Consider the following 26062-nt stretch of genomic DNA (forward strand, 5'->3'; position numbering starts at 1 on the left):
CGTTCCCACGCTCTGCGTGGGAATGCCTCACTGGACGCTCTGCGTCCGCTCTTGGGACGCGGAGCGTCCCTGGCTGCATTCCCACGCGGAGCGTGGGAACGATCATTTCAAAAGGTAACTTACACAGCCTCGCGGTAAGGGTTACGCGGATCCTGCGTCCAGTTCAAAAACGGCTTGCCCGTTTCTATCGGCACCATCTCGATGCAATCGGCCACCGGGCAAGTGATCTGGCACAAATTGCAGCCAACACACTCATCATCGATCACCTCGTATTTGTGCGTGCCGTCCGCCTGCTTCAAGCTGGCAATCGCCTGGTGTGACGTGTCCTCGCAGGCAATATGGCAACGCCCGCAGCCGATACACGCCTGCTGATCGATCTTGGCAATTACCTGATAGTTGATGTCCAGGTACTTCCAATCCGTGGTATTGCCCACCGCCCGCCCGGAAAACGCCTGCAGGCTGGCGTAACCCTGGCTGTCCATCCACCGCGACAGCCCGTCCTTCATCTCTTCCACAATCCGAAACCCATGCAGCATCGCCGCCGTACACACCTGCACCGCGCCGCAGCCAAGGGCGACAAATTCCGCCGCGTCGCGCCAGTTGCCAATGCCACCGATGCCGCAGATCGGCAGGCCCTGGGTCTGTGGGTCGCGGGCGATTTCAGCCACCATGTTCAACGCAATCGGTTTGACCGCCGAGCCGCAATAACCGCCATGGGTACTTTGCGTGCCGACCACCGGCAGGGCGACCATTCGCTCCAGGTCCACACTGGTGATGGAGTTGATGGTGTTGATCAGCGACACCGCATCCGCGCCGCCGCGATACGCCGCGCGTGCCGCCACGCGGATGTCGGTGATGTTCGGCGTGAGCTTGACGATCACCGGCAGCGAGCAGTAGGTCTTGCACCAGCGCGTCACCTGTTCCACATACTCCGGCACCTGGCCGACCGCTGCGCCCATGCCACGCTCGGGCATGCCGTGGGGGCAGCCGAAGTTCAGCTCGATGCCATCGCAGCCGGTGGCCTCCACCAACGGCAGGATGTTTTTCCAGGATTCTTCAACACACGGCACCATCAGCGACACGATCAGGGCGCGGTCGGGCCAATCCTTTTTCACCTGGGTGATTTCTTTGAGATTGATCTCCAGGGAGCGGTCGGTGATCAACTCGATATTGTTGATGCCCAGTACCTCGCGGTTGGCGCCATAGTGCGCCGAGTAACGGGAAGATACGTTGACCGCCGCTGGGTCTTCACCGAGGGTTTTCCACACCACGCCGCCCCAGCCGGCTTCGAAGGCGCGGACCACGTTGTAGGCCTTGTCGGTGGGCGGCGCGGAGGCCAGCCAGAACGGGTTGGGGGCTTTGATACCGGCAAATACAATCGAGAGATCGGCCATTACGCAGCCTCCACGTTCAGCATGAGTTGGGCGTGCATGGCTTCGGCGGCCAGCTTGCCGTGTTGCACCGCCTGCACGGTGAGGTCCTGGCCGAGGCTGACGCAATCGCCACCGGCATAGACGCCTGGAATGCTGGTTTGCAGCTGTTCGTCGACGAAGATGCGTTCGCCCACGCGGTGCAGTTGCTGAGCCAACGGGTCGTGCAGCGCCTCGTTGTCAAAACCCTGGCCGATGGCTTTGAAGATCGCGTCGCAGGCCAGTTCAAAGGTCTCGCCAGTGGGGAGCAGGCGACCGTTCTCCATGTGCGTGCGCAAAAAACGCATGCCGCGCACACGGCCTTGATCATCCAGCAACACTTCATCCGGTTGAGCCCAGGTCAGCAGCCGTACCTGATTGGCCTTGGCAATCTCTTGTTCATGGTGAGTGGCGCCCATGTCGGCCAAGCCACGGCGGTACACCAGGTTGACATCGCGGGCGCCCAGGCGGGCCATTTGCACGGCCATGTCGATGGCGGTATTGCCGGCGCCGAGCACGATGCAGCGGTCGGCCAAGGGCAGTTGGCTGAGGTCATCGGCCTGGCGCAGTTCGCGGATATAGTCGGTGGCGGCGAGCAGGCCGGGCGCATCTTCATGGGGCAAGCCCAGCTGTTTGCTGGCGGCAAGGCCCAGGCCCAAAAATACCGAATCGAATTGCTGATGCAGTTCGCTCAACGTCAGGTTGCCACCCAGGCGCTGGCCGTGGCGGATCTCGATGCCGCCGATCTGCAACAGGAAATCCAGCTCCTTTTGGGCAAAATCATCCACCAGCTTGTATTTGGCGATCCCGTATTCGTTCAGGCCGCCAGCTTTTTCCCGTGCTTCGAAAATCACCACGTCATGGCCATGCAGGGCCGCGCGGTGTGCGCAAGCCAGGCCCGCAGGCCCGGCGCCGACCACGGCGATGCGTTTGCCGGTCGGTGCAGCGCGCTGGAACGGGTGTTCGCGAAAGTGCGCGTTGTCGATGGCGTAGCGCTGCAACAGGCCGATCAGCACCGGCGCGCATTCTTCGGCGTTATTACGCACGCAGGCTTGCTGGCACAGAATCTCGGTGGGGCACACGCGGGCGCAGCTGCCGCCGAGGATGTTGGCCGAGAGGATTTTCTGCGCGGCGCCCTGCACGTTCTCGGTGTGGATATTGCGGATGAACGACGGGATGTCGATTTCGCTGGGGCACGCATTCACGCAAGGCGCGTCGTAGCAATACAGGCATCGCGAGGCTTCCAGTTGCGCCTGGCGGGCGTTGAGGGGCGGCGCCAGGTCGGTGAAGTGGCTGGCGAGTGTCGGCCCATCTTCATGGGGATGGGGGAGGTGGGTCAGGGTCTGGATCACGGTTTTGGCCTCACGGTTTTTTTGGGATTGCCTCTGGCGGGCATTTTTGTTGCCTGTACCGGCCTCATCGCAGGCAAGCCAGCTCCCACATTTGAATGTGTTCGCACATCAACATGTGGGAGCTGGCTTGCCTGCGATAGCGGTCTCAGCGCTTTACAGCAGTGGGCCTGGAATGCTCAGCCCGCTTGCTCAACTGCTCAAACACTGTCGGGTACGCCGGCCGTTCCACATACCGCCCGGCACCGCGCTCGGCGCGCAAATCACCATCGGCCCATACCAGCTTGCCCTGGCTGATGGTGTGGCTCGGCACGCCGCGCACGGTCTTGCCTTCGAAGATGTTGAAGTCGACTTTCTGATGGTGGGTCTTGGCCGAAATCGTGCGCGTGCCCTCGGGGTCCCACAGCACCAGGTCTGCATCGGCACCCACGCGGATCGCGCCTTTGCGCGGGTAGAGATTGAAGATCTTCGCGGTGTTGGTCGACGTCAGCGCGACGAACTCCTGCATCGACAACCGCCCGGTGTTCACGCCCTCGTGCCACAGCAGTGCCATGCGGTCTTCGATACCGGCGGTGCCGTTGGGTATCTTGCTGAAGTCATCACGGCCGGCAGCTTTTTGCTCGGCGCAGAAGCAGCAGTGGTCGGTGGCGGTGGTGTGCAGGTTGCCGGACTGCAAGCCGTGCCAGAGTGCTTCCTGATGCCCTCGAGGGCGGAACGGCGGGCTCATCACATAGCCTGCGGCGGTTTGCCAGTCGGGGTGCTGGTACACGCTGTCATCCAGCAGCAAGTGCCCGGCGAGCACTTCGCCGTAGACCGGCTGGCCTTTGCCACGGGCGTAGGTGATTTCATCCAGTGCCTCCTGGGTCGACACATGGACCAGGTACAACGGCGTGCCGATGGTCTCGGCGATGCGAATGGCGCGGCTGGCGGCCTCACCTTCCACCTGGGACGGACGCGACAGTGGATGCGCTTCCGGCCCGGTAATGCCCTGGGCCATCAACTTGCGTTGCAGGTGATACACCAGCTCACCGTTCTCTGCGTGCACCGTCGGCACCGCGCCCAGTTCCAGGCAGCGTTCGAAGCTGGCGACCAAGGTGTCATCCGCCGCCATGATTGCGTTCTTGTAGGCCATGAAGTGCTTGAAGCTGTTGATGCCATGGTGGCTGACCAACTCGGCCATCTCCTCGCGCACCTGCTCGCTCCACCAGGTGATCGCCACGTGAAAACCGTAGTCGGAGGCGGATTTTTCCGCCCAGCCGCGCCACTGGTGAAAAGCCTCCATCAGCGATTGCTGCGGGTTGGGAATCACGAAGTCGATGATCGAGGTGGTGCCACCTGCCAGACCCGCCGCCGTGCCACTGAAGAAGTCTTCACTGGCCACAGTGCCCATGAAGGGCAGTTGCATGTGCGTATGCGGGTCGATGCCGCCGGGCATCAAGTATTGGCCGCTGCCATCGAGTGTTTCAGTGCCGGCGGGCACCTCCAGATTAGTGCCAATAGCGCGAATTAGACCGCCTGCGCATAACACATCGGCGTGGTAACTTTCATCATGGGTAATAACGGTGGCGCCACGGATCAACAGCGACATGTCGAGTTCCTCACAGGCTTGACCGGCTTGTGCCAGTTCTAAGTGTTGTAATGCTGCTTGCCGATGCAGGGTTTAATCCTGTCATCGGTGACAGGAATAGAAACTAGCCCGAGTTTTTCGAATGGGCAAGAAGATTTTTTATAAGCATATATCGTTATTAAACTATTGAATTATAAGGATAAAAACTAAAGATCACCAAAATGTAGCGCCCCTTCACCATTTTGACGCACTTGACAGGTTCTTGAATTGAGCAACATTTCTTATTGCAAATCAGGCGCTTGAGACATGCCGCTTGACGGCGTGGGTAAATAAAAATAATTGTGTTGCACCAGATTGAGTCCTGACAGTTCGGGCAACTTTCGCGTTATTTAGCCTGAGTAAGGCGACAAGTACCCAGGGCACAATCGGAAAGCTGATAAACATCAGCGAGTTATATAAGCGGTGCGGGTTCAGATGCGGTTGTCGGCACGGATTTTGAGTGCAGTGGCGGCTGGCCGAGCCCGTGATGTCATGTTGTTTACGAGGTACTCCGGCCATCCGGCGCCACGCGCTGGATGAGCAACAATAATTTTAAAAAAAACCGTGGAGCGGCCATGCAACAGAACAGATCGCAAGTCATTGAACGCAACGGCCTGTATGAACTCGACGCCGGCCCCGACGTCCTCGACAGCCCGCGCTACAACCACGACATGGCACCGACCAAGGTGCATGAACGCACCTGGAACAAGTGGCACATCACTGCGCTGTGGGTCGGTATGTCGATCTGCGTGCCGACCTACACCCTGGGCGGGGTGCTCACCGCCTATTTCGGACTTTCGGTGGGCGAGGCGCTGATCGCGATTTTGCTCGCCAACATCGTGGTGCTGATCCCGCTGACCCTTAACGCCTTCCCGGGTACCAAGTACGGCATTCCGTTTCCGGTGCTGTTGCGTTCGTCCTTCGGCATCCTCGGCTCCAACGTGCCGTGCCTGATTCGCGCGCTGGTGGCCTGTGGCTGGTTTGGCATCCAGACGATGTTCGGCGGGCTGGCGATTCACCTGTTCCTGGGCTCGATTTTCGAAGGCTGGAAGTCCCTTGGTGGCACCGGTGAAGTGATCGGCTTCATGATTTTCTGGACCTTGAACCTGTGGGTGGTGCTGCGCGGCGCCGAGTCGATCAAGCGCCTGGAAACCTTGTCGGCGCCGCTGCTGGTGGCGGTGGGAATAGGCTTGCTGGTGTGGGCGATGCCGAATGTGTCGCTGAGTGAACTGATGGCGATTCCACCCAAGCGCCCCGAAGGCGCAAGCCTCACCGGTTACTTCATGGCCGGGCTGACAGCCATGGTCGGGTTCTGGGCCACCTTGTCGCTGAACATTCCCGACTTCAGCCGCTACGCCAAAAGCCAGAAGGACCAGATTCTCGGGCAGATTTTCGGCCTGCCGCTGACCATGTTCCTGTTCGCCGCCCTCGGCGTGATCATGACCGCGGCGTCGGTGAAGCTGGTGGGCGTCAGCGTCTCCGATCCCGTCACCCTGATCGGGCACATTCAGAGTCCGGTGTGGGTGGCCATCGCCATGGCGCTGATCATCATCGCCACCTTGTCCACCAACACCGCCGCGAACATCGTCTCGCCCACCAACGACTTCCAGAACATCGCGCCCAAGCTGATCAACCGTACCACGGCGGTGATTCTTACCGGCCTGGTCGGGCTCGCGTTGATGGCCCACGAACTGCTGAAAAAACTCGGGCTGATCGTCTCGAATGTGAGCCTGGAAACCGTGTATTCCAACTGGTTGCTGGGCTACTCCAGCCTGCTCGGCCCGATCGCCGGGATCATGGTGGTGGACTATTTCATCACGCGCAAACAGCAGTTGGACCTGGCCGGTTTGTACCGCGATGACGTGTACCCGGCGTGGAACTGGAGCGGCTTTGTTGCCTTCGGCGTGCCGGTGGTGCTGACCTTGCTGTCGCTGGGCAGTGATGCGTTCAGCTGGTTTTACAGCTACGGCTGGTTCACCGGCTCGGCGTTGGGTGGGGTGCTGTATTACGGCCTGAATGCCAAGCGTGGCATCAGACCGGTCGCCGCCAAATCACCTGTGTAAATGCAGTCACTGTGGGAGCTGGCTTGTCGAGTCGTCGCACCGCTGCGATTGCATCACTACGGTTCGGCGGGAATACCGAGTCGCCTGTATCGCAGGCAAGCCAGCTCCCACACAAGCTCGGTTCACATTGGATCGAGTTAAATCATAAGAAACACAGCCTGAGGAGATCCCCATGAACGCTGCCCTGGACGTTCTGCAATCGACCCATCAGCACATCAACCGCGACCGCCTGTGGCAGTCGCTGATGGACCTGGCCAAACTTGGCGCCACGCCCAAGGGCGGTGTTTGTCGCCTGGCCCTTACCGATTTCGACCGCAAGGCCCGCGACCTGTTTGTGCAGTGGTGTGAAGACGCGGGTTGCACCGTGACCATCGATGGCATCGGCAATATTTTCGCCCGGCGCCCTGGCCGCAATCCCAACCTTCCACCGGTGATGACCGGCAGCCATATCGACACCCAGCCTACGGGCGGCAAGTTCGACGGCTGCTTCGGCGTGCTGGCGGGCGTGGAAGTGCTGCGCACCCTCAATGACCTCAAGATCGAAACCGAAGCGCCGCTGGAAGTGGTGGTGTGGACCAACGAAGAAGGCTCACGCTTCCCGCCGTGCATGATGGGCTCGGGCGTGTTTGCCGAGAAATTCACTTTGGCCGATACCTTGGCCAAGGTTGATGTGGATGGCGTCAGCGTGGGCGATGCGTTGAATGCGATTGGCTATGCGGGCACGCGTGCTGTCAGTGGCCACAAGGTGGGCGCGTATTTCGAAGCGCATATCGAGCAAGGCCCGATTCTGGAGGACGAGAAGAAAACCATCGGCGTGGTGCTGGGGGCATTGGGGCAGAAGTGGTTCGACCTGAAACTGCGCGGTGTTGAGGCGCATGCGGGGCCGACGCCGATGCACCTGCGCAAGGATGCTTTGGTGGGTGCGGCCGCCGTGGTGGCGGCGGTGAATGCCGCGGCGTTGGGGCATCAACCCCATGCGTGCGGCACTGTCGGTTGCCTGCAAGCCTACCCAGGCTCACGCAATGTGATCCCCGGTGAAGTGCGCATGACCCTGGACTTCCGCCACCTGGAACCGGCGCGGCTGGATTCGATGATTGCGCAGGTGCGCAAGGTGATCGATGAGACCTGTGCCAAGCATGGGCTGACGTTCGAGCTGGAACCCACTGCTGACTTCCCGCCGTTGTACTTCGACAAAGGCTGCGTGGACGCGGTGCGCGATGCGGCGAACGGGTTGGGCTTGTCGAACATGGATATCGTCAGCGGGGCAGGGCACGACGCGATCTTTGTCGCTGAGCTGGGCCCGGCGGGGATGATCTTCGTGCCATGTGAAGGAGGTATCAGCCATAACGAAATCGAGAATGCCGCGCCGGATGATTTGGCGGCAGGGTGTGCGGTGTTGCTGCGGGCGATGGTGGCGGCGTCGGCGGCGATTGCCAGTGGGAAGCTTGCTGCCTGATAGGGGGCTATCGCAGTACAGGTATCTAAGCAACTTCTGTTGAATACAAAGTCTGTGGCAAGCGGGCTGTTGTGGCGAGCAGGCTTGCCCTGCGTTGGGCTGCGCAGCAGCCCCAAAAAACAGACGCAGAGTTGCAGATCATTCCCACGCTCTGCGTGGGAATGCCGCTCTGGACGCTCTGCGTCCGCCCTTAAAGTCGTGACGCGGAGCGTCACCGGCTGCATACCCACGCGGAGCGTGGGGACGATCTACAGGGAGTCTCTAAGCAACTTCTGTTGAATACAAAGTCTGTGGCAAGCGGGCTGTTGTGGCGAGCAGGCTTGCCCTGCGTTGGGCTGCGCAGCAGCCCCAAAAAACAGACGCAGAGTTGCAGATCGTTCCCACGCTCTGCGTGGGAATGCCGCTCTGGACGCTCTGCGTCCGCCCTTAAAGTTGTGACGCGGAGCGTCACCGGCTGCATGCCCACGCGGAGCGTGGGGACGATCTACAGGGGAGTCTCAGGCGCCGGGTTGCCAGCCACCGCCGAGGGCCGTGACTAACCCTACACTCGCCTGCAATTGCCGCGTTTGCACCGCCTGCAAGGTCCGCTGCGCCTGCAACGCTGCCGTTTGCGCGGTCACCACATCCAGATAGCTCACGGCCCCGGCCTGATAGCTGTTCATCGCCAATGCCTGCGTATGCTGCGCCGCATCCGCTGCCGCTTGCTCATCCTGGGCTTCCTGCTGCAGGTCCCGCAATTGCGCCAGGTTATCTTCCACCTCACGCACCGCTTTGAGCACATGGCTACGGTACTGCGCCGACGCCTCTTCAAACTCGGCCTTGGCCTGCCGTTCATTGGCGCTCAGCCGCCCACCATCAAAGATCGGCAGATTCACCAACGGCCCCAGCGCCCAGTAGCGGTTGCCGGCAGACAGCAGGTTGCCAACCCCTTGGGTCTGCCCACCGATTAACCCGGTGAGACTGAAATCCGGATACCACCCAGCCTTGGCCACGCCAATATTGGCATTGGCCGCGAACACCCGCCGTTCCGCCGCCGCAATGTCCGGACGACGTTGCAGCAGGTGGCTCGGCAGTTGCGATGGGATGCCCGGAAGGGCAATCAATTGCCGGCTTGGCGGCAACGTGAAGTTGCTGGCTGCCACCCCCACCAATTCACCAATGGCGTGCTCGGTGAGGTTGCGTTGCCCGCGCACTTCATCCAGCTGGGCTTTGGCTTCGGCCAACTGGTTTTGCGCACGGGTCAGGTCGAGTTCGGAAGCAATCTGGCCTTCGTATCGGCTGCGCGTCAGTTGCAGCGCCTGGCTGAAATCCTCCAGCGAGCTATTGAGGATCCGACTCTGTGCATCCAGCCCATTGAGCTGCACATACAGGGTCGCCAATTGATGCTGCAGGCTCAGGCGCGCCACTGCCAGGTCATCCCCGGAGGCTTGTGCCTGGGCGTCGCCCGCTGCGACCTGGTTGCGGATCTTGCCCCACAGGTCCAGGTCGTAGCTCAGCGAAAACGCTGCGGTATTGCTGTTGTACACCGATGGCTGCGTATCGCCACGCAGCGGCCGCGAATCCGATTGCCGCTGGCGCAATGGCTGCGCGCTGGCGGTGATTTGCGGGAACAGCCCGGCATGCAATTGGCTGGCATACGCCTGGGACGCATCAAAGTGCGCCAGCGCCGCCGCCAGGTCCGGGTTGGCCTTGAGCAGTTGCTGTTGCAGGTCATTGAGGTGCGAATCGTTGTAGAGCTTCCACCATTCGGGTGCCAGTTGGTCGGACGGTTGTGCGCTGTGCCACGGGCCATCGCTGGTCTGTTCGCGGTAGCCGGCCGGCAGGTCAACGGCGGGCACCTTGTAGGTGGGCGCCATCGAGCAACCCTGCAAGGCCAATAGTACCAACGCCGCTAGGGGGTTAAACCTTGCGCGCATGCGCACCTCCGGCTTGGGCAAGCTCTACCGGGTCGCCTTCGCGCAGGGCGTCGGGCGGGTTGTCGACCACGCGGTCGGCGGGTTTGAGGCCTTGGTCGATCACCAGGCGCTCGCCCAGGTCCAGGCCGATGTGGATGTCTTGCAGGTGCACATGGTTCTGCGCGTCCAGCACCGCCACTTGGGTGCCTTGGGCGCGGAAGATCAAGGCGCTGGCCGGGATGCTCACGCCGTGGGTGTCGGCCGGAATCGGCAGCGTGGCTTCGGCGTAGTCACCGGGCAGCAACTCGCCGTTGGGGTTGTCGGCGACGAACTGCGCAAGCAGGGTGCCGGAACGGCGGTCGATGGCGGTGGAGTCGCCGATCAGGCGCGCCTTGAAGTGCTCGCCAGGGTGCTCGGGTACGGTCAGCTCGGCCTCAAGCCCAGGGTGGATCACCGACGCGTAGTTCTGCGGCACCGGCACATACAGACGCAGTTGGTGAGTGTCGGCGATGTTGAACAGTTCCGGGTCGCTGTCGGTGTCGGCCTTGATCAACTGGCCGATATCGGTGTTGCGCGCGGTGATGGTGCCGGCGAACGGAGCGCGGATGGTCTTGTAGCTTTCCAGCGCCGACAGCCGCGCATAGTCGGCAGCGGCGGCCTCGGCGTTGGCTTTGGCGGCAGCGGCGTTGGAGGTTTTTTCATCCGCCTCCTGACGCGACACCGAATGGCTGGCGAGCAGGTTCTGCCAGCGTGTGGCGGTGGTTGCGGCCAGGCGTGCGTTGGCCTGTTCCTGGAGCAGGCGCGCGTGGGTTTGCGCCAGTTGCTGGTCGAGGTCCGGGCTGTCGATTTCAGCGAGGATTTGCCCGGCTTTGACCTGGCTGCCGATGTCGACTTTCCAGTCCTTCAAGTAACCGCTCACTCGCGCATGGATCGGCGCCTTGCTCCAGGCGTCGAGGTGCGCGGGCAGGCGCAGGGTATCGCCGGCCGCGTTCTGCTTGGGCTGGAACACCATCACCTGAGGGATGGCGGCGGTTTCGGTCCAGGCCGTAACCGCCTCTTCGTGGGTGGTGCGGGCGTGCAGGCCGTTGGCGACCAACAGGGCGGCCAAGGTGAGGCCGCCGACACCCAGGAGCATCAGACGCTTGCGCGAGGGTTTGTGATCAGACGACATGTGAAGTTTCTCCAGCAGCTGCGCGAGTAGGGTGACGACCGTGGACCAGGCTGAAGACCACGGGTACAAACAACAATGTGGCGATGGTGGCGAAGATCAAGCCACCGATAACGGCGCGGCCGAGCGGGGCGTTCTGCTCCTCGGAAATCGCCAGCGGCAACATGCCGATGATCATCGCCAGGGCGGTCATGCACACCGGGCGGAAGCGCGTGTAACCGGCTTCCATGGCCGCCTTCAGCGCGTCGCCATGTTCGGCCAGGCGTTCACGGCAGAAGCTCACCACCAGGATCGAGTTGGCGGTAGCCACGCCCATACAGAGGATGGCGCCGGTGAGTGCCGGCACCGACAACGAGGTGCCGCTGAGGAACAGTATCCACACAATCCCCGCCAGTGCGGCCGGTAGTGCAGTGATGATCACAAACGGGTCAGCCCACGACTGGAAGTTGACCACGATCAGCAGGTAGATCAGCACCACGGCGCCGAGCAAGCCGAAGCTCAACCCGCTGAACGCTTCATGCAGCGCATCGATCTGCCCGTGCAGGCTGATCACCGCGCCTTTGGGGCGCATGGAGGCGGTGTCATCCAGCACCTTTTGCACGTCACGGGCCACGCCGCCGAGGTCGCGGCCTTGCACGTTGGCATACAGGTCCAGGGTCGGCTCGATGTTGTAGTGGGTCACCACCGCCGGGCTTTGCACGCGAGAGATGCTCGCCACGCCGCCGAGGATTTGTGATTGCCCATCGGCACCGGTCACCGGCAAGGCTTCCAGTGACGGCAAGCTGTCGAGGCGGTATTGCGGGGTGGCGGCGACGATGGAGTACGACACGCCGTTGGCCGGGTTAAGCCAGAACGTCGGCGCCACCTGTGAGCTGCCCGCCAGCGAGGCGACCATGCTGTTGGTCACGTCACGCTCGGTGATGCCCAGGCCATTGGCACGCATACGGTCGACGTTCACTTGCAACGACGGGTAGCCGGTGGACTGCTGGATGCGCAGGTCGGCAATGCCCGGAATATGTTGCAGGCGGCGCTCCAGTTCGATGGCGTAGGCGCGGTTTTCCGCATCGCTGCGCCCGGAGATTTTCACGTCCAGCGGCGCCGGGGCACCGAAGTTGAGAATCTGGCTGCTGATGTCGGCAGGGAGGAACGCAAAGTGGCTGCCGGGGAAGCTTTGCGGCAAGGCTTCACGCAGTTTTTTCACGTAGTCGGCGGTCGGCGCGTGGTCCTTTTTCAAGCTGACCTGGATGTCGCCGTCCTGCGGGCCGATGGTGCCGCTGCTGCTGTAGGCCATGTCGATGCCGCTGAGCGGGATGCCGATGTTGTCGACGATGGTGTCGAGTTGCTCGGCCGGGATCACTTCGCGAATCCGCGCTTCAATGCGGTCGAACGCCGCCGCGCTTTCTTCAATACGCGTACCCAATGGCAGGCGCACATGCAGGGCAAGCGCTCCGGCGTCGGTGGCCGGGAAGAAGTCCTGGCCAAGACTTGGCAACAGCAGGAACGAGGCCAGCACGCAGGCCAGGAAACCGACGATAAAGCGCTTGCGTGCGCCCAGCGCCAGGGTCAGCAGGCCGTGGTAGGTGTCACGGATATTCGAGAAATGGCGTTCGAAACCCTGCTGGAAGTTCAGCACCGATTGCAGCACACGGTTGCGCGGTTTCTTGTGCTGTTCACCTTCGTGATGGTTGATGAACTCATCTTCCGGGTGATGCCCAGGCCCTTGCTCCGGCGCGTGCGGCTTGAGCAGAAACATCGCCAGGGTCGGTACCAGGGTCCGCGAAAGAATGAACGAGCTGGCCATGGCGAAAATCACCGCCAGCGCCATCGGCCGGAACAGGTAACCGGCGATGCCTTGCAGCAGGAACATCGGCACAAACACGATGCAGATACACAGCAGCGACACAAACGCCGGGCCGACGATCTGCGCGGCGCCGTCGAGGATCGCGGTCTTCACCGCCTTGCCTTGTTCCAGGTGCCAGTTGATGTTTTCGATGGTCACCGTGGCATCGTCCACCAGAATCCCCACCGCCAATGCGAGCCCGCCGAGCGTCATCACGTTGAGGGTTTGCCCGGTGGCCGCCAGCAATGCAATGGCCGACAACACCGCCAACGGAATCGAAGCGGCGATGATCAAGGTGGAACGCCAGCTGCCAAGGAACAGCAGGATCATCGCACTGGTCAGCAGCGCCGCGATGACGCCTTCCTGGGCCACGCTGCCCACCGATTGTTTAACGAACACCGAGGCGTCGCCCAGCAGTGAGGTCTTCAGCGACGGCGGCAGGGTTTCATTGATGCGCGGCAGCATCTGGCGGATGCCGTCGATGATCGACAGGGTAGAGATACTGCCGTTTTTCAACGCTGGCATCAGCACTGCACGGTGGCCGTCGACGCGCACGATGTTGGTCTGCGGCGGCGAGCCGTCACGCACGTGGGCCACTTGGCCGATGGTGATGATTGCGCCGTCGACCGTCTTGATCGGCAAGTCGTTGAGCTCATCAATCGCCTTGGGGCTGTTGTTGAGCAGGATCGTGTATTCGTTGGGGCCGAGTTTGGCGGTACCCACTGGAATGATCTGGTTTTGCAGCGCCAGGGCGTTGCCCACGTCCTGTGCCGACAAGCCTTTGGCGGCCAGCGCCTGGGGGTCGAGGTCGAGGGTGATCTGGCGTTGCTTGCCGCCCATTGGCGTGGGCATGGCCAGGCCGGGCAGGGCACTCAGGGGCAGGCGGATATTGTTCTGCACCAGGTCGCGGATCTTGGCTTCCGAGAGGCTGGGGCTGGAAAACGCCAGTTGCAGGATCGGCACCGTGGAAGCGCTGTAGTTGAGGATCAGCGGCGGCGTGATGCCGGGTGGCATCTGCTTGAGCACGGTTTGTGACACGGCCGTTACTTGGGCGTTGGCGGTGCGGATATCCACGCCGGGCTGGAAGAAGATCTTGACGATGCCCATGCCGGGCAGCGATTGCGATTCGATGTGTTCGATGTCGTTAACGGTGGTGCTCAAGGAGCGTTCGTAGGTGTAGATCACCCGACCGGCCATGGCGTCCGGCGACAGGCCGTTGTACTGCCAAACCACAGCGACGACGGGGATGCCGATATCGGGAAAAACATCCGTGGGGGTTCGCAGGGCCGCCATCGGCCCGATGATGCAGATGAATATGGCCAACACGATAAACGTGTAGGGCTTTTGCAGTGCGGTCTTTACCAGCCCGAGCATGCGTGAACCTCCGAGGGAGCAGGATTGCAAACCCCGGCAGTCTTGCCCGACCCACCTAACACGCACCTTTCAGCCAGGTGAAGGAACATTTAGTTAACGGCTGAAGATCGTTTCATATGTATTCATTTGTTCTACATAAGGCCGCTCTCCAAGCTTGTAACCCATCGGCGGCGATACATTTGAATCGCCTTCAACGTTTTTACTGATGCCCTTTGGAGCCCTGCCATGTCATTCAAACCTCTGTTGTTGATCCCCGCGCTTGGTGTTGTTTTGTTGTTGTCAGCCTGCGCCGGCCCCATCCCTAAAGCTGACCCGAGCGAGGCATGGATTGGTCTGAAGGAAGAAGCGCCAAATGACCTGATGGCCGAGCGCGTCGACGGCCACCGCGTGGATGACGGTCGCTATTTTGAAGTGACGCCGGGGGGCCATCGTTTGGATGTGACACTGTTTGAAGAAGAGCCGGGCGACGACAACCAGCAAGACTGCCAGGGCCGGGTCGAGTACAAGAACTTCAAGGCGGGTGAGCACTACACGCTGGTGGAATCCAGCCTGGGCACTACCGTGCGTGCCGTGCTCAAGGACGGTCGCGGCAAGGAAGTGGCCGCGACTCAAGACTTCAGTTGCATGCCTGGCTAGGCGTGATGCACCGCGGCCTTGTGCGGCTTGGCGGGTGCAGCCGGTGTGACATGGGGGTGGTGATGCCGACGCGTTACGCGCATCACGCCCCACAGCATGGCGGCGGCTACTGACAGCCAACCGCAGACCAACAGGAAAATCGTTGTTGCAAGGCTCATTCTGGCCTCCTTTCGCCCCGCTGGGGGGCACACACAGTCTTCTCAATGGACAGTCTAGCCAGCTGACGGTTGCGTGCTATTGACCAATGGTCGAATCGGTCCAACTTGTTGGCTATATCAGCAGCCTGTCGCTACTCCCTAAACGCGATTGGGCTATGATCTGGGCCCTTACCGGCCGTTGATCAAGAGAGTAAAAAATTGCGCTTACGCTCGAACGTTAAAACCTCCTTGCTGCTGGCGTGCGCCCTCGGGCTGGCGGCGTGTTCCGGGCACCCGTCGAAACTGGCGGGGTTGCCGGAGCGCGTTGAACTCACGGGTGTGCCGGCGTATCGCAGCGAGGCCTATCAGAGCGGTCCTTCAGCTTTAGCCAGCATGCTGTCGCAACAAGGCATTGTCATGACACCCGGCTTGCTGGACAAACCGCTGCACTTACCGGGTGGCGAGGCGAACCTTGAGCGCAATATGCAGGTGCTGGCGCGTGAATACGGGCTGATGGTGTACCCGCTGGACAGCCAGCTGACGGCCGTGCTGGCGCAAGTGGCGGCGGGTTACCCGGTGATGGCGCGGATCAACCCGAGCATGTGGTCGGGCACGCGTTATGTTGTGGTGGTGGGGTTCAATCAGCAGAAAAGCACCGTGCTGCTGCGCTCGGGCATGGACCGACGGCTGTTGATGAGCTTCAGTAATTTTGAGTCGGCGTGGAAGAGCGCGGGGCACTGGGCGATTTTGACCCAGCGCCCGAGCCAGTTGCCGGCGAATGTGGATGTGCAGCGCTGGCGCGATTCTGCCAATGCCACGGCGCAGGCCGGGCAGGAGCAGGCGGCTGCGCAGGCGCTCAAGGTATTGGCGGAAAGAAAGTAAAAACGCTGAAGGCTATAGCCTGTGGGAGCTGGCTTGCCTGCGATGCAGGCAACTCGGTTTATCTGTTGCACCGCGTTGATGCTATCGCAGGCAAGCCAGCTCCCACATTATTCAGCGGCGCACTTCAGCCGCGTTCGGGCGATTCTTCAGGTTCTTGTCGGCCTTGTAGCGCAAGGCCACGTCCGGCACCGAACCGCCGCGCCCCGTTTCGACCCAGTTGCGGATACGCGTGGCATCGGCAAAGTGGGTGAACTTGCCGAACGCATCGAGGATCACCAGCGACACCGGGCGGTTGCCCATGCTGGTCACCAGCACCAGGCAGTGGCCGGCCTGGTTGGTGAAGCCGGTCTTGGTCAGCTTGATATCCCAGTTGGCGCGGTTGATCAGGTGATCGGTGTTGGAGAAACCCAAGGTGTAGTTGGGCTTGCGGAACGCCACGGTCTTTTCCTTGGTGGTGCTCAGTTGGCTCAGCATCGGGTATTTACGCGCGGCGGCCAGCAGCTTGCTCAGGTCGCGGGCGGTGGACACGTTGTGAATCGACAGGCCGGTGGGCTCCACGTAGTGCGTGCTGGTCATGCCCAGTGCCTTGGCCTTGGCGTTCATCGCTGCAATAAACGCCGGGTAGCCGCCCGGGTAGTGGTGGGCCAGGCTGGCGGCGGCGCGGTTTTCCGAGGACATCAGGGCGATCAGCAGCATTTCCTTGCGCGGCATTTCGCTGCCGATTTTTACCCGGGAGAACACGCCTTTCATTTCTGGCGTGTCCTTGATGTTGATGTCGATGTACTCATCCATGTTCTGTTTGGCTTCGAGCACGATCAGGCCGGTCATCAGCTTGCTGACGGAGGCAATTGGCACCACCACGTCGGGGTTGCTGGAATAGATGACTTTGTTGGTCTGCAGGTCGACCAGGATGGCGCTGCCGGAAGCAATCTGCAGTTTTGAAGTATCACGCGGGGCGAGGGTGGTTTCGCTGGCGTGCGCGAAGGTGCCTGTAAATGCAAAAAATAGGCTGACAAGAGAGAGACGAATTTTCACGCGGGTGAACTCGCTAAAAAAGTAAGGAAAATGCCGTTCGAGAACGGTTTTTTGATAAATGCCGTTACATTTTAGGAGTATGGACGAAGAACTGTCGAATGTTCTTCTAGATCCAGACGAAAGTGCTTAAAAACTAAGAAAAAAGGGTTTTTAGCCGTTCAATAAAAAGCCCTGCGATAAGGCAGGGCTTTTTCAGTACGGCAGGTTATTAGCCGTGCAGGCTTTCTGCGGCATACAGGGTGTTTTCCAGCAGGCACGCACGGGTCATCGGGCCGACACCGCCGGGTACCGGGGTGATCCAGCCGGCACGCGGCAGGGCGGTTTCGTACACCACGTCGCCGACCAGCTTGCCGTCGTCCTGGCGGTTGATGCCCACATCGATCACGATCGCGCCTTCCTTGATCCACTCGCCCTTGACCAGGCCCGGCTTGCCCGCGGCAACCACCACCAGGTCGGCACGGCCAACATGGCCGGCGAGGTCTTTGGTGAAACGGTGGGTGACAGTCACGGTGCAGCCGGCCAGCAGCAGCTCCATGGCCATCGGGCGGCCAACAATGTTGGAGGCACCAACGACTACGGCATCCAGACCGTACAGATCGACGCCGGTGCTCTCCAGCAGGGTCATGATGCCCTTCGGGGTGCAGGGGCGCAGCAGCGGGATGCGTTGGGCTAGGCGGCCGACGTTATAGGGGTGGAAGCCGTCGACGTCTTTGTCCGGGCGGATGCGCTCCAACAGTTTGGAGGCGTCCAGGTGCTCGGGCAGTGGCAGTTGCAGCAGGATACCGTCAATGGCCGGGTCGTCGTTGAGGCCGTCGATCAGGTCGGTAAGCGCCTGCTGGGTGGTCTCGGAAGGCAAGTCGTAGGCCTTGGAAATAAAGCCGACCTCTTCACAGTCTTTACGCTTGTGCGAGACATAAACCTGAGAGGCAGGATCGCTGCCGACCAGGATCACCGCGAGGCCAGGCGTGCGCAGACCTTGCAGGCGGCGCTCGGTGACTCGTTTGGCGATCTGCTGGCGCAGGCTGGCGGCGATTGATTTGCCGTCGATAAGTTGTGCAGTCATTACGCGTGATTAACCATCGAGAGGGGGAAGAAAAGTGCGCGCATTCTCGCACGCCATGACGTGAGGGCAAAGGCGCTTGGTCTGCAAATTGCCCTAACCCCTTAAATAAAATCAGTTTTTTTCAAAAAAGATTTGACGGGTATCAAGGCCGTCTATACTATTCGTCGCACTTGTCGGGCACAGCCTAGCACTGGTTAAGAAGGTCGAGCAGATAGAGCTGTTCTGCAAGGCTGGAAGCACTTAGTTTGTAATCTTCAACGAGTACAGATTAATAAGGCGCCCGTAGCTCAGCTGGATAGAGCATCCGCCTTCTAAGCGGATGGTCGCAGGTTCGAGTCCTGCCGGGTGCGCCATTAGGCAGCTTTGGCACAAGTAGCGCTATATGGTGGGCGTAGCTCAGTTGGTAGAGCACGGGATTGTGACTCCCGTTGTCGAGGGTTCGATCCCCTTCGTCCACCCCATATTTAGAAAGGCGCCAGATTAATCATCTGGCGCCTTTGCTTTAAGAGTTTCAAGCGCGGATGTGGTGGAATTGGTAGACACACTGGATTTAGGTTCCAGCGCCGCGAGGCGTAAGAGTTCGAGTCTCTTCATCCGCACCAATTAAGCGTCACCCAGCCATCAGGCAGGGTGAGGCCAGACAAGGAAGGTGTTCGAGTTCCTTGTTGAAGCAATATGGTGGGCGTAGCTCAGTTGGTAGAGCACGGGATTGTGACTCCCGTTGTCGAGGGTTCGATCCCCTTCGTCCACCCCATATTTTAAAAAGCGCCAGATCAATGATCTGGCGCTTTTTTTTGCATCCAAAAAATGCCCTGCCGCGTATGTACTGACGAGGATGGCCGTGGATGGGCCTGGATCCTCATCCGCTGCTACGTGGAGGGTCTGAAAAATGTTGGCACAACAGCAGGATCAAAGTCAGGGAATGGCGGTTGGCGAGGCGCATTTGCTCGGGCGCCTGCTGTTGGGGGAGCAATCGGCCTATTGCGACCTGGTCAAAACTCATCAGGGCGCCATGCGTGCGGTGGCTTCGGCGATTGCAGGGCATCGGCATGTCGATGATGTGGTGCAGGATGCCTGGTTGGCGATTGTGCGCGGGCTGAGTGGTTTTCAGGGGCGCTCCAGCCTCAAGACCTGGGTGCTGACGATTACGGCCAATAAAGCCAAGGGCCGCTATGGCCGGAGTCGGCGCGAAGTGTTTTTCGATGACTCGCAGGGTCAGGAGCGCTTTTGCGCCGCCAGTGGCCAGTGGCTGTCGGCACCGGCGGGCTGGCATGAAGATACGCCCGAGGCGCTGGTCAGTGAAGACGAACTGCGCGCCTGTATCGAGCGCGCGTTGCAGGAACTGTCGACGCTTCAGAGCGCTGCGCTTGTGCTGCGTGAGCGTGTAGGGCTTGAGCTTGAGGAGATTGCCGAGTTGCTGGGCGTCAGTCTGTGCAATGCGCGGGTGCTGCTGCACCGGGCGCGCAGTCGGGTTTTTGCCGCCATCGACCGGCATCAGGCCTGTGGCGTTGATTGACGTCAAGAAAAAACAAGCATTCTCAATGCCTTGGCGTTAGAATCGTTGCCGGTTTTGAGCGTGTAGAACTGATCCGCGGCTATATAAGGGTCGGTACAGCTATTTAATAGCGAATAACGGCGCAGTACCTGAAAAAGGGCTGTGCCGTTTTTGTTTGAGTGTTTTGAGTTTCCAGGGTAGGGCGTTTCATCGTATTTGTGTTTCTCGATGCTGCTGCCACACCCTTCGACCTTGCTTGCAGGGTCGCTCGCCGGGGTATGCATCCAGCCTCTTCTATATATAGAAGGGCTGGCGCTAGAGCCCTGGCGTGATGCGCTGTATTTGCTAACGGGATGAGGTGCATGCGTGCACTTGAACCTATAAATGGCCTGCTGTTTTTCCACCCGTTTTCAGTAGGGTGACTTCTTGAGTTTGACCCACTAGAATGCATGCCCTTGATTCTGGGGTCGGAAACGGCCGGCTAACGTCTGTGCAACGAGGAATATCCATGCAAGTTTCTGTTGAAAATACTACTGCCATCGAGCGCCGCCTGAGCATCACCGTGCCGGCAGAGCGTATTGAGACTGCGGTCAACAAGCGTCTGCAGCAGACTGCCCAAAAGGCCAAGATCGCTGGTTTCCGTCCAGGCAAAGTGCCAATGAGCGAAATCAAGCGTCGTTTTGGTGCCGATGCGCGTCAGGAAGCTGTTGGTGACGTGATCCAGGCTTCCTTCTACGAAGCCGTTGTCGAGCACAAGCTGAACCCAGCGGGTTCGCCTTCGATCGAGCCTAAGTCCCTGGAAGCCGGTAAAGACCTGGAATACGTTGCCGTATTCGAAGTGTTCCCGGAATTCACCGTTGCCGGTTTCGAAGACATCGCCGTTGAGCGCCTGAGCGCTGACGTGGCAGATGCCGACCTGGACAACATGCTGGAAATCCTGCGCAAGCAGAACACCCGTTTTGAAGTGGCCGACCGTGCCGCCCAGAACGAAGACCAGCTGAACATCGATTTCGTTGGCAAGGTTGACGGCGAAGCATTCGCTGGCGGCTCCGCCAAGGGCACCCAGCTGGTGCTGGGTTCCAACCGCATGATCCCGGGCTTCGAAGACGGCCTGGTTGGCGCCAAGGCCGGTGAAGAACGCGTTCTGAACCTGACTTTCCCTGCTGACTACCAGAACCTGGACCTGGCCGGCAAAGCCGCCGAGTTCACCGTGACCGTCAACAGTGTTTCCGAGCCTAAGCTGCCTGAGCTGAACGAAGAATTCTTCGCCCAGTTCGGTATCAAGGAAACCGGCATCGACGGCTTCCGTACCGAAGTTCGCAAGAACATGGAGCGTGAGCTGCGTCAGGCCATCAAGTCCAAGGTCAAGAACCAGGTGATGGATGGTCTGCTGGCCGCCAACCCGATCGAAGTGCCGAAGGCACTGCTGTCCAACGAAGTGGATCGCCTGCGCGTTCAAGCGGTTCAGCAGTTCGGTGGCAACATCAAGCCTGACCAGCTGCCGGCCGAGCTGTTCGAAGAGCAAGCCAAGCGCCGCGTTGTGCTGGGTCTGGTCGTGGCTGAAGTGGTCAAGCAATTCGACCTCAAGCCTGACGAAGATCGCGTTCGCGAAATGATCCAGGAAATGGCTTCGGCCTACCAGGAGCCTGAGCAGGTCGTGGCTTGGTACTACAAGAACGACCAGCAACTGAACGAAGTACGTTCGGTTGTGCTGGAAGAACAAGTTGTGGATACTGTTCTGCAGAAGGCTAAGGTGACCGACAAAGCGGTCTCTTACGAAGAAGCAGTCAAACCGGCGGAAGCAGCACAAGCCGACTGATTGTCCAACTCGTTCGAAATATAACCATAAGCCAGCCTCGCGCTGGCTTATGCGTTTTCAAGACATGACTATTTGGGAGTAACTGCAGAGCATGTTCCGTAATTCCTATATTCAGCAGAACTCTGATATCCAGGCCGCTGGCGGCTTGGTCCCGATGGTTGTCGAGCAATCTGCTCGTGGCGAACGCGCCTATGACATCTACTCGCGCCTGCTCAAGGAGCGAGTGATTTTTCTGGTCGGCCCGGTAGAGGACTACATGGCCAACCTGATCTGCGCGCAACTGCTGTTCCTTGAAGCGGAAAACCCGGACAAGGACATCCATCTTTACATCAACTCCCCGGGCGGCTCGGTTACTGCAGGCATGTCGATCTACGACACCATGCAGTTCATCAAGCCAAACGTGTCGACCACGTGCATCGGCCAGGCCTGCAGCATGGGCGCTTTCCTGCTGACCGCAGGTGCCGAGGGCAAGCGTTACTGCCTGCCGAACTCGCGCGTGATGATTCACCAGCCGTTGGGCGGTTTCCAGGGCCAGGCATCGGACATCGAAATCCACGCCAAGGAAATCCTGTTTATTCGTGAGCGTCTGAACACGCTGATGGCCAAACACAGCGGGCACACCCTGGAAGAAATCGAGCGTGATACCAACCGCGACAATTTCATGAGCGCTGAAGCTGCTCGTGAATACGGGTTGATCGACGCAGTGATCGAAAAGCGCCCCGCTTAATATAAGCACCTCAAAATAAGGCTGGTCGGCATGTCCGACCACCGGCGGGCTTGAAAAAGCCCGCATAAGCCTTCATCTTGTGTTGCAAGCCTATCGGATTTGGATCGAACGAATGACTGACACCCGCAACGGCGAGGACAACGGCAAGCTGCTCTATTGCTCCTTCTGCGGCAAAAGCCAGCATGAAGTACGCAAATTGATTGCCGGCCCCTCGGTGTTTATCTGCGACGAGTGCGTCGACCTGTGCAATGACATCATCCGCGAGGAGGTGCAGGAAGCCCAGGCCGAGAGCAGCGCGCATAAATTGCCTTCGCCTAAAGAAATCAGCGGCATCCTTGATCAGTATGTGATTGGTCAAGAGCGTGCAAAAAAGGTTCTGGCGGTAGCGGTGTACAACCACTACAAGCGCTTGAACCAGCGTGACAAGAAAGGCGACGAAGTCGAACTCGGCAAGAGCAACATTTTGCTGATCGGTCCTACAGGCTCGGGTAAAACCCTGCTTGCAGAAACCCTCGCTCGCCTGCTGAACGTTCCATTCACCATCGCCGACGCCACCACCCTCACCGAGGCTGGCTACGTGGGTGAAGATGTCGAGAACATCATTCAGAAGCTGCTGCAAAAGTGCGACTACGACGTAGAGAAGGCCCAGATGGGTATTGTCTACATCGACGAAATCGACAAGATTTCGCGCAAGTCCGACAACCCGTCGATCACTCGGGACGTTTCCGGTGAAGGCGTGCAGCAAGCCCTGTTGAAACTGATCGAAGGCACGGTTGCTTCCGTACCGCCACAAGGCGGCCGCAAGCACCCGCAGCAGGAATTCCTTCAGGTTGATACGCGCAACATCCTGTTCATCTGTGGCGGTGCTTTCTCGGGGCTGGAAAAGGTTATTCAGCAACGTTCCACCCGTGGCGGCATTGGTTTCGGTGCAGAAGTGCGCAGCAAGGAAGAAGGCAAGAAGGTGGGCGAGTCCCTGCGTGAAGTCGAGCCTGACGATCTGGTCAAGTTCGGTCTGATCCCGGAATTCGTTGGCCGTCTGCCGGTCCTGGCCACGTTGGACGAGCTGGATGAGGCTGCTCTGATTCAGATCCTCACCGAGCCGAAAAACGCCCTGACCAAGCAATACGCCAAGCTGTTCGAGATGGAAGGTGTAGACCTCGAGTTCCGTACCGACGCGCTCAAATCAGTGGCCAAGCGGGCACTGGAGCGCAAGACCGGTGCACGTGGCCTGCGTTCGATCCTCGAAGGCGTGTTGCTCGACACCATGTACGAAATCCCCTCGCAATCCGAGGTGAGCAAGGTGGTGATCGACGAAAGCGTTATCGAAGGCAAATCCAAGCCACTGTATATCTACGAAAACAGTGAGCCGGCTGCCAAGGCTGCACCTGACGCGTAAGCGTCAAGCCGTCGCAGTACAAGCAAGGGCCTTTCGAGGCCCTTTCTTTTTATGTGGCGGTTTTTCGGGGCGGTTTGTGTTTTGCGGTTAAATTCGCGTTTATTCATGCGTTTAACTGCTGGCATTGAGCTTGTTTTTTTTGCGTACAGCCCCCATCTTGGTTTCAAGCTAATTTTTCAACTGTCATAGAGGCGAAATCATGAAGACAACCATTGAATTGCCTCTCCTGCCGTTGCGTGATGTCGTCGTCTATCCGCACATGGTTATCCCGCTGTTCGTGGGGCGCGAGAAGTCTATCGAAGCCCTCGAGGCTGCGATGACGGGCGACAAGCAGATCCTGCTGTTGGCCCAGAAGAATCCTGCTGATGATGATCCAGGCGAAGATGCCCTGTATCGGGTCGGTACCGTTGCGACTGTTCTGCAATTGCTCAAGTTGCCCGATGGCACCGTCAAGGTGCTGGTCGAAGGCGAGCAGCGTGGTGCGGTCGAGCGCTTCATGGAGGTGGACGGTCACCTGCGCGCCGAAGTGGCGCTGATCGACGAAGTCGAAGCCCCTGAGCGCGAATCCGAAGTGTTTGTGCGCAGCCTGCTCTCGCAGTTCGAGCAGTATGTGCAACTGGGCAAGAAAGTCCCGGCTGAAGTGCTGTCGTCCCTCAACAGCATCGATGAGCCAAGCCGCCTGGTCGACACCATGGCCGCGCACATGGCGCTCAAGATCGAGCAGAAGCAGGACATCCTCGAAATCATCGACCTGCCGGCCCGTGTTGAACACGTGCTGGCGCTGCTGGATGGTGAAATCGACCTGCTGCAGGTTGAGAAGCGCATCCGTGGTCGCGTGAAGAAACAAATGGAGCGCAGCCAGCGCGAGTACTACCTGAATGAGCAGATGAAGGCCATTCAGAAAGAACTCGGCGACAGCGAAGAAGGCCACAACGAAGTCGAAGAGCTGAAAAAGCGCATCGACGCCGCCGGTCTGCCTAAAGACGCCCTGACCAAGGCCATGGCTGAGCTGAACAAGCTCAAGCAAATGTCGCCAATGTCGGCCGAAGCCACCGTGGTGCGTTCCTACATCGACTGGCTGGTGCAGGTGCCGTGGAAAGCTCAGACCAAAGTGCGCCTGGACCTGGCCCGTGCCGAAGAGATCCTTGACGCCGACCACTACGGCCTCGAAGAAGTCAAAGAACGCATCCTCGAATACCTCGCCGTGCAAAAGCGCGTGAAGAAAATTCGTGGCCCGGTGTTGTGCCTGGTCGGCCCTCCGGGTGTAGGTAAAACTTCCCTGGCCGAGTCGATTGCCAGTGCCACCAACCGTAAATTTGTGCGCATGGCCCTTGGCGGTGTGCGTGATGAAGCGGAAATTCGTGGCCATCGCCGTACGTACATCGGTTCGATGCCAGGAAGATTGATTCAAAAGATGACGAAGGTGGGTGTGCGCAACCCGCTGTTCCTGCTCGATGAAATCGACAAAATGGGCAGCGACATGCGTGGCGATCCGGCCTCGGCGTTGCTCGAAGTGCTCGACCCCGAGCAGAACCACAATTTCAACGACCATTACCTGGAAGTCGACTACGACTTGTCCGACGTAATGTTCCTGTGCACCTCCAACTCCATGAACATCCCGCCAGCCCTGCTGGACCGGATGGAGGTGATTCGTCTGCCGGGTTACACCGAAGACGAGAAGATCAACATCGCCGTCAAATACCTCGCGCCCAAGCAGATTTCGGCCAATGGCCTGAAAAAGGGCGAGATCGAATTTGACGTCGAAGCGATCCGCGACATCGTGCGTTACTACACCCGCGAAGCCGGTGTGCGTGGCCTTGAGCGTCAGATTGCGAAGATCTGCCGCAAAGCGGTCAAGGAGCACTCGCTGGAAAAACGCTTCTCGGTGAAGGTGGTTGCCGATTCCCTGGAGCACTTCCTGGGCGTGAAGAAATTCCGTTACGGCCTGGCTGAGCAGCAGGATCAGGTAGGGCAGGTGACGGGCTTGGCGTGGACCCAGGTGGGCGGCGAACTGCTGACCATCGAAGCGGCGGTTATCCCGGGCAAAGGCCAGCTTATCAAGACCGGTTCGTTGGGTGATGTGATGGTCGAATCGATCACCGCCGCGCAGACCGTGGTGCGCAGCCGCGCCAAGAGCCTGGGGATCCCCCTGGACTTCCACGAGAAGCACGACACCCACATCCACATGCCGGAAGGGGCGACCCCCAAAGACGGCCCTAGCGCCGGTGTAGGCATGTGCACGGCACTGGTGTCGGCACTGACTGGCATTCCTGTGCGTGCCGATGTGGCGATGACCGGGGAAATTACCCTGCGGGGTCAGGTATTGGCCATCGGTGGTCTGAAAGAGAAATTGCTCGCTGCACACCGAGGCGGTATCAAGACCGTGATCATTCCGGAAGAGAATGTTCGCGACTTGAAGGAAATTCCTGACAATATCAAGCAGGATCTTCAGATTAAACCGGTTAAATGGATTGACGAGGTCCTGCAAATTGCGTTGCAATACGCGCCGGAGCCCTTGCCGGATGTGGCTCCGGAGATTGTCGCGAAGGACGAAAAACGCGAGTCCGATTCCAAGGAAAGAATTAGCACGCATTAATGCGAATGAGCCTGGGGGCTTCCTTGACAGCTTTTTAGAGCCCTTGTTATAAAGCGGCTCTTAAGTGTCTGTAGGCCATTCAGCACTGGTTTTTGCTTTCACCAAAAAACTTAGAA

At 59.6% G+C, this 26062-nt stretch carries 19 protein-coding genes and 4 tRNA genes; 13 read left to right on the forward strand and 10 right to left on the reverse strand.

What is annotated here, in order from left to right:
- Positions 1 to 119: 119 nt before the first annotated feature.
- The 3 genes from preA to hydA form a co-directional block, all read right to left on the reverse strand.
- On the reverse strand, positions 120 to 1394 hold the full coding sequence (preA, locus tag GIW48_RS16600; RefSeq protein ID WP_099550008.1) for an NAD-dependent dihydropyrimidine dehydrogenase subunit PreA: 1275 nt from the start codon (positions 1392 to 1394) through the stop codon (positions 120 to 122).
- Positions 1394 to 2761 (reverse strand): NAD(P)-dependent oxidoreductase, encoded by a 1368-nt coding sequence (locus tag GIW48_RS16605; RefSeq protein ID WP_177034307.1) that lies wholly within the window; start codon positions 2759 to 2761, stop codon positions 1394 to 1396. Before GIW48_RS16605 ends, preA begins: the two co-directional genes overlap by 1 nt.
- Positions 2762 to 2906: 145 nt before the next feature.
- Positions 2907 to 4346, reverse strand: coding sequence for a dihydropyrimidinase (hydA, locus tag GIW48_RS16610; RefSeq protein WP_236460792.1), 1440 nt, complete (start codon positions 4344 to 4346; stop codon positions 2907 to 2909).
- Positions 4347 to 4939: 593 nt separating this feature from the next.
- Here hydA and GIW48_RS16615 point away from each other — a divergent pair.
- Together GIW48_RS16615 and GIW48_RS16620 are read left to right on the forward strand one after the other, a co-directional pair.
- A complete protein-coding gene (locus GIW48_RS16615; protein ID WP_236448116.1) occupies positions 4940 to 6427 on the forward strand; it encodes an NCS1 family nucleobase:cation symporter-1 in 1488 nt (495 codons plus the stop codon).
- A gap of 172 nt (positions 6428 to 6599) precedes the next feature.
- Complete coding sequence (locus tag GIW48_RS16620; RefSeq protein ID WP_236460793.1) at positions 6600 to 7883, forward strand: Zn-dependent hydrolase; 1284 nt, start codon at positions 6600 to 6602, stop codon at positions 7881 to 7883.
- 497 nt (positions 7884 to 8380) lie between these two features.
- Here GIW48_RS16620 and GIW48_RS16625 read toward each other — a convergent pair whose 3' ends face one another.
- The 3 genes from GIW48_RS16625 to GIW48_RS16635 are packed head-to-tail and all read right to left on the reverse strand — an operon-like array spanning position 8381 to position 14160.
- Positions 8381 to 9799, reverse strand: a complete 1419-nt coding sequence (locus GIW48_RS16625) for an efflux transporter outer membrane subunit (protein WP_017136454.1) — start codon at positions 9797 to 9799, stop codon at positions 8381 to 8383.
- Positions 9783 to 10949, reverse strand: coding sequence for an efflux RND transporter periplasmic adaptor subunit (locus GIW48_RS16630; RefSeq protein ID WP_099550015.1), 1167 nt, complete (start codon positions 10947 to 10949; stop codon positions 9783 to 9785). The genes GIW48_RS16625 and GIW48_RS16630 overlap by 17 nt, the downstream gene beginning before the upstream one ends.
- Positions 10939 to 14160: an efflux RND transporter permease subunit gene (locus GIW48_RS16635; protein ID WP_236460794.1), complete on the reverse strand. Its 3222-nt coding sequence runs from the start codon at positions 14158 to 14160 to the stop codon at positions 10939 to 10941. The genes GIW48_RS16630 and GIW48_RS16635 overlap by 11 nt, the downstream gene beginning before the upstream one ends.
- A 225-nt stretch (positions 14161 to 14385) precedes the next feature.
- Here GIW48_RS16635 and GIW48_RS16640 point away from each other — a divergent pair, with 225 nt between their 5' ends.
- Entirely contained in the window at positions 14386 to 14796 is a 411-nt protein-coding gene (locus tag GIW48_RS16640; RefSeq protein WP_017136457.1) for a PA0061/PA0062 family lipoprotein, read from the forward strand.
- Here GIW48_RS16640 and GIW48_RS16645 read toward each other — a convergent pair.
- Entirely contained in the window at positions 14793 to 14954 is a 162-nt protein-coding gene (locus GIW48_RS16645) for a hypothetical protein (RefSeq protein WP_017136458.1), read from the reverse strand. The two genes, GIW48_RS16640 and GIW48_RS16645, sit on opposite strands and share 4 nt — an antisense overlap.
- Before the next feature lie 198 nt (positions 14955 to 15152).
- Here GIW48_RS16645 and GIW48_RS16650 point away from each other — a divergent pair, with 198 nt between their 5' ends.
- Entirely contained in the window at positions 15153 to 15815 is a 663-nt protein-coding gene (locus GIW48_RS16650; protein ID WP_017136459.1) for a peptidase C39 family protein, read from the forward strand.
- Between the two features lie 111 nt (positions 15816 to 15926).
- Here GIW48_RS16650 and pbpG read toward each other — a convergent pair whose 3' ends face one another.
- Both pbpG and folD read right to left on the reverse strand, forming a co-directional pair.
- The gene (gene pbpG / locus GIW48_RS16655; protein WP_017136460.1) at positions 15927 to 16850 is read right to left on the reverse strand and encodes a D-alanyl-D-alanine endopeptidase; all 924 of its coding nucleotides are present in this window, start codon (positions 16848 to 16850) and stop codon (positions 15927 to 15929) included.
- 208 nt (positions 16851 to 17058) lie between these two features.
- On the reverse strand, positions 17059 to 17913 hold the full coding sequence (folD, locus tag GIW48_RS16660) for a bifunctional methylenetetrahydrofolate dehydrogenase/methenyltetrahydrofolate cyclohydrolase FolD (protein ID WP_017136461.1): 855 nt from the start codon (positions 17911 to 17913) through the stop codon (positions 17059 to 17061).
- Between the two features lie 276 nt (positions 17914 to 18189).
- On the opposite strand from folD, the gene GIW48_RS16665 reads away from it, so the two are divergent.
- From GIW48_RS16665 to GIW48_RS16685, 5 genes are all read left to right on the forward strand, one after another.
- Positions 18190 to 18266, forward strand: a tRNA-Arg gene (locus tag GIW48_RS16665).
- 32 nt (positions 18267 to 18298) lie between these two features.
- Positions 18299 to 18374, forward strand: a tRNA-His gene (locus GIW48_RS16670).
- Between the two features lie 56 nt (positions 18375 to 18430).
- Positions 18431 to 18515: transfer RNA gene (locus GIW48_RS16675), tRNA-Leu, on the forward strand.
- Between the two features lie 76 nt (positions 18516 to 18591).
- Positions 18592 to 18667: transfer RNA gene (locus GIW48_RS16680), tRNA-His, on the forward strand.
- 168 nt (positions 18668 to 18835) lie between these two features.
- On the forward strand, positions 18836 to 19429 hold the full coding sequence (locus GIW48_RS16685; RefSeq protein WP_099550018.1) for an RNA polymerase sigma factor: 594 nt from the start codon (positions 18836 to 18838) through the stop codon (positions 19427 to 19429).
- Positions 19430 to 19431: 2 nt separating this feature from the next.
- On the opposite strand, the gene GIW48_RS16690 is transcribed toward GIW48_RS16685, so the two are convergent.
- Positions 19432 to 19692 (reverse strand): hypothetical protein, encoded by a 261-nt coding sequence (locus GIW48_RS16690; RefSeq protein ID WP_032865532.1) that lies wholly within the window; start codon positions 19690 to 19692, stop codon positions 19432 to 19434.
- Positions 19693 to 19916: 224 nt separating this feature from the next.
- On the opposite strand from GIW48_RS16690, the gene tig reads away from it, so the two are divergent.
- From tig to lon, 4 genes are all read left to right on the forward strand, one after another.
- Positions 19917 to 21227, forward strand: coding sequence for a trigger factor (tig, locus tag GIW48_RS16695; RefSeq protein WP_017136463.1), 1311 nt, complete (start codon positions 19917 to 19919; stop codon positions 21225 to 21227).
- Between the two features lie 91 nt (positions 21228 to 21318).
- Entirely contained in the window at positions 21319 to 21954 is a 636-nt protein-coding gene (gene clpP / locus GIW48_RS16700) for an ATP-dependent Clp endopeptidase proteolytic subunit ClpP (RefSeq protein ID WP_003174822.1), read from the forward strand.
- Between the two features lie 112 nt (positions 21955 to 22066).
- Positions 22067 to 23350, forward strand: a complete 1284-nt coding sequence (gene clpX, locus GIW48_RS16705; RefSeq protein ID WP_017136464.1) for an ATP-dependent Clp protease ATP-binding subunit ClpX — start codon at positions 22067 to 22069, stop codon at positions 23348 to 23350.
- A 199-nt stretch (positions 23351 to 23549) separates the two neighbouring features.
- Positions 23550 to 25946, forward strand: a complete 2397-nt coding sequence (lon, locus tag GIW48_RS16710) for an endopeptidase La (RefSeq protein ID WP_017136465.1) — start codon at positions 23550 to 23552, stop codon at positions 25944 to 25946.
- The last annotated feature ends 116 nt before the right edge of the window (positions 25947 to 26062 follow it).

Origin of the sequence: Pseudomonas sp. PA-6-3C (genome assembly GCF_021605825.1) — a bacterium.
GTDB classification, from domain to species: domain Bacteria; phylum Pseudomonadota; class Gammaproteobacteria; order Pseudomonadales; family Pseudomonadaceae; genus Aquipseudomonas; species Aquipseudomonas edaphica.

What these genes read in the sequence shown, in the direction of transcription:
- preA (WP_099550008.1), bottom strand. Translation starts at nt 1,394, where the DNA reads ATGGCCGATCTCTCGATTGTATTTGCCGGTATCAAAGCCCCCAACCCG.
- hydA (WP_236460792.1), bottom strand. Translation starts at nt 4,346, where the DNA reads ATGTCGCTGTTGATCCGTGGCGCCACCGTTATTACCCATGATGAAAGT.
- GIW48_RS16615 (WP_236448116.1), top strand. Translation starts at nt 4,940, where the DNA reads ATGCAACAGAACAGATCGCAAGTCATTGAACGCAACGGCCTGTATGAA.
- GIW48_RS16620 (WP_236460793.1), top strand. Translation starts at nt 6,600, where the DNA reads ATGAACGCTGCCCTGGACGTTCTGCAATCGACCCATCAGCACATCAAC.
- GIW48_RS16625 (WP_017136454.1), bottom strand. Translation starts at nt 9,799, where the DNA reads ATGCGCGCAAGGTTTAACCCCCTAGCGGCGTTGGTACTATTGGCCTTG.
- GIW48_RS16630 (WP_099550015.1), bottom strand. Translation starts at nt 10,949, where the DNA reads ATGTCGTCTGATCACAAACCCTCGCGCAAGCGTCTGATGCTCCTGGGT.
- GIW48_RS16635 (WP_236460794.1), bottom strand. Translation starts at nt 14,160, where the DNA reads ATGCTCGGGCTGGTAAAGACCGCACTGCAAAAGCCCTACACGTTTATC.
- GIW48_RS16640 (WP_017136457.1), top strand. Translation starts at nt 14,386, where the DNA reads ATGTCATTCAAACCTCTGTTGTTGATCCCCGCGCTTGGTGTTGTTTTG.
- GIW48_RS16645 (WP_017136458.1), bottom strand. Translation starts at nt 14,954, where the DNA reads ATGAGCCTTGCAACAACGATTTTCCTGTTGGTCTGCGGTTGGCTGTCA.
- folD (WP_017136461.1), bottom strand. Translation starts at nt 17,913, where the DNA reads ATGACTGCACAACTTATCGACGGCAAATCAATCGCCGCCAGCCTGCGC.
- GIW48_RS16685 (WP_099550018.1), top strand. Translation starts at nt 18,836, where the DNA reads ATGGCGGTTGGCGAGGCGCATTTGCTCGGGCGCCTGCTGTTGGGGGAG.
- GIW48_RS16690 (WP_032865532.1), bottom strand. Translation starts at nt 19,692, where the DNA reads ATGCATACCCCGGCGAGCGACCCTGCAAGCAAGGTCGAAGGGTGTGGC.
- tig (WP_017136463.1), top strand. Translation starts at nt 19,917, where the DNA reads ATGCAAGTTTCTGTTGAAAATACTACTGCCATCGAGCGCCGCCTGAGC.
- clpP (WP_003174822.1), top strand. Translation starts at nt 21,319, where the DNA reads ATGTTCCGTAATTCCTATATTCAGCAGAACTCTGATATCCAGGCCGCT.
- clpX (WP_017136464.1), top strand. Translation starts at nt 22,067, where the DNA reads ATGACTGACACCCGCAACGGCGAGGACAACGGCAAGCTGCTCTATTGC.
- lon (WP_017136465.1), top strand. Translation starts at nt 23,550, where the DNA reads ATGAAGACAACCATTGAATTGCCTCTCCTGCCGTTGCGTGATGTCGTC.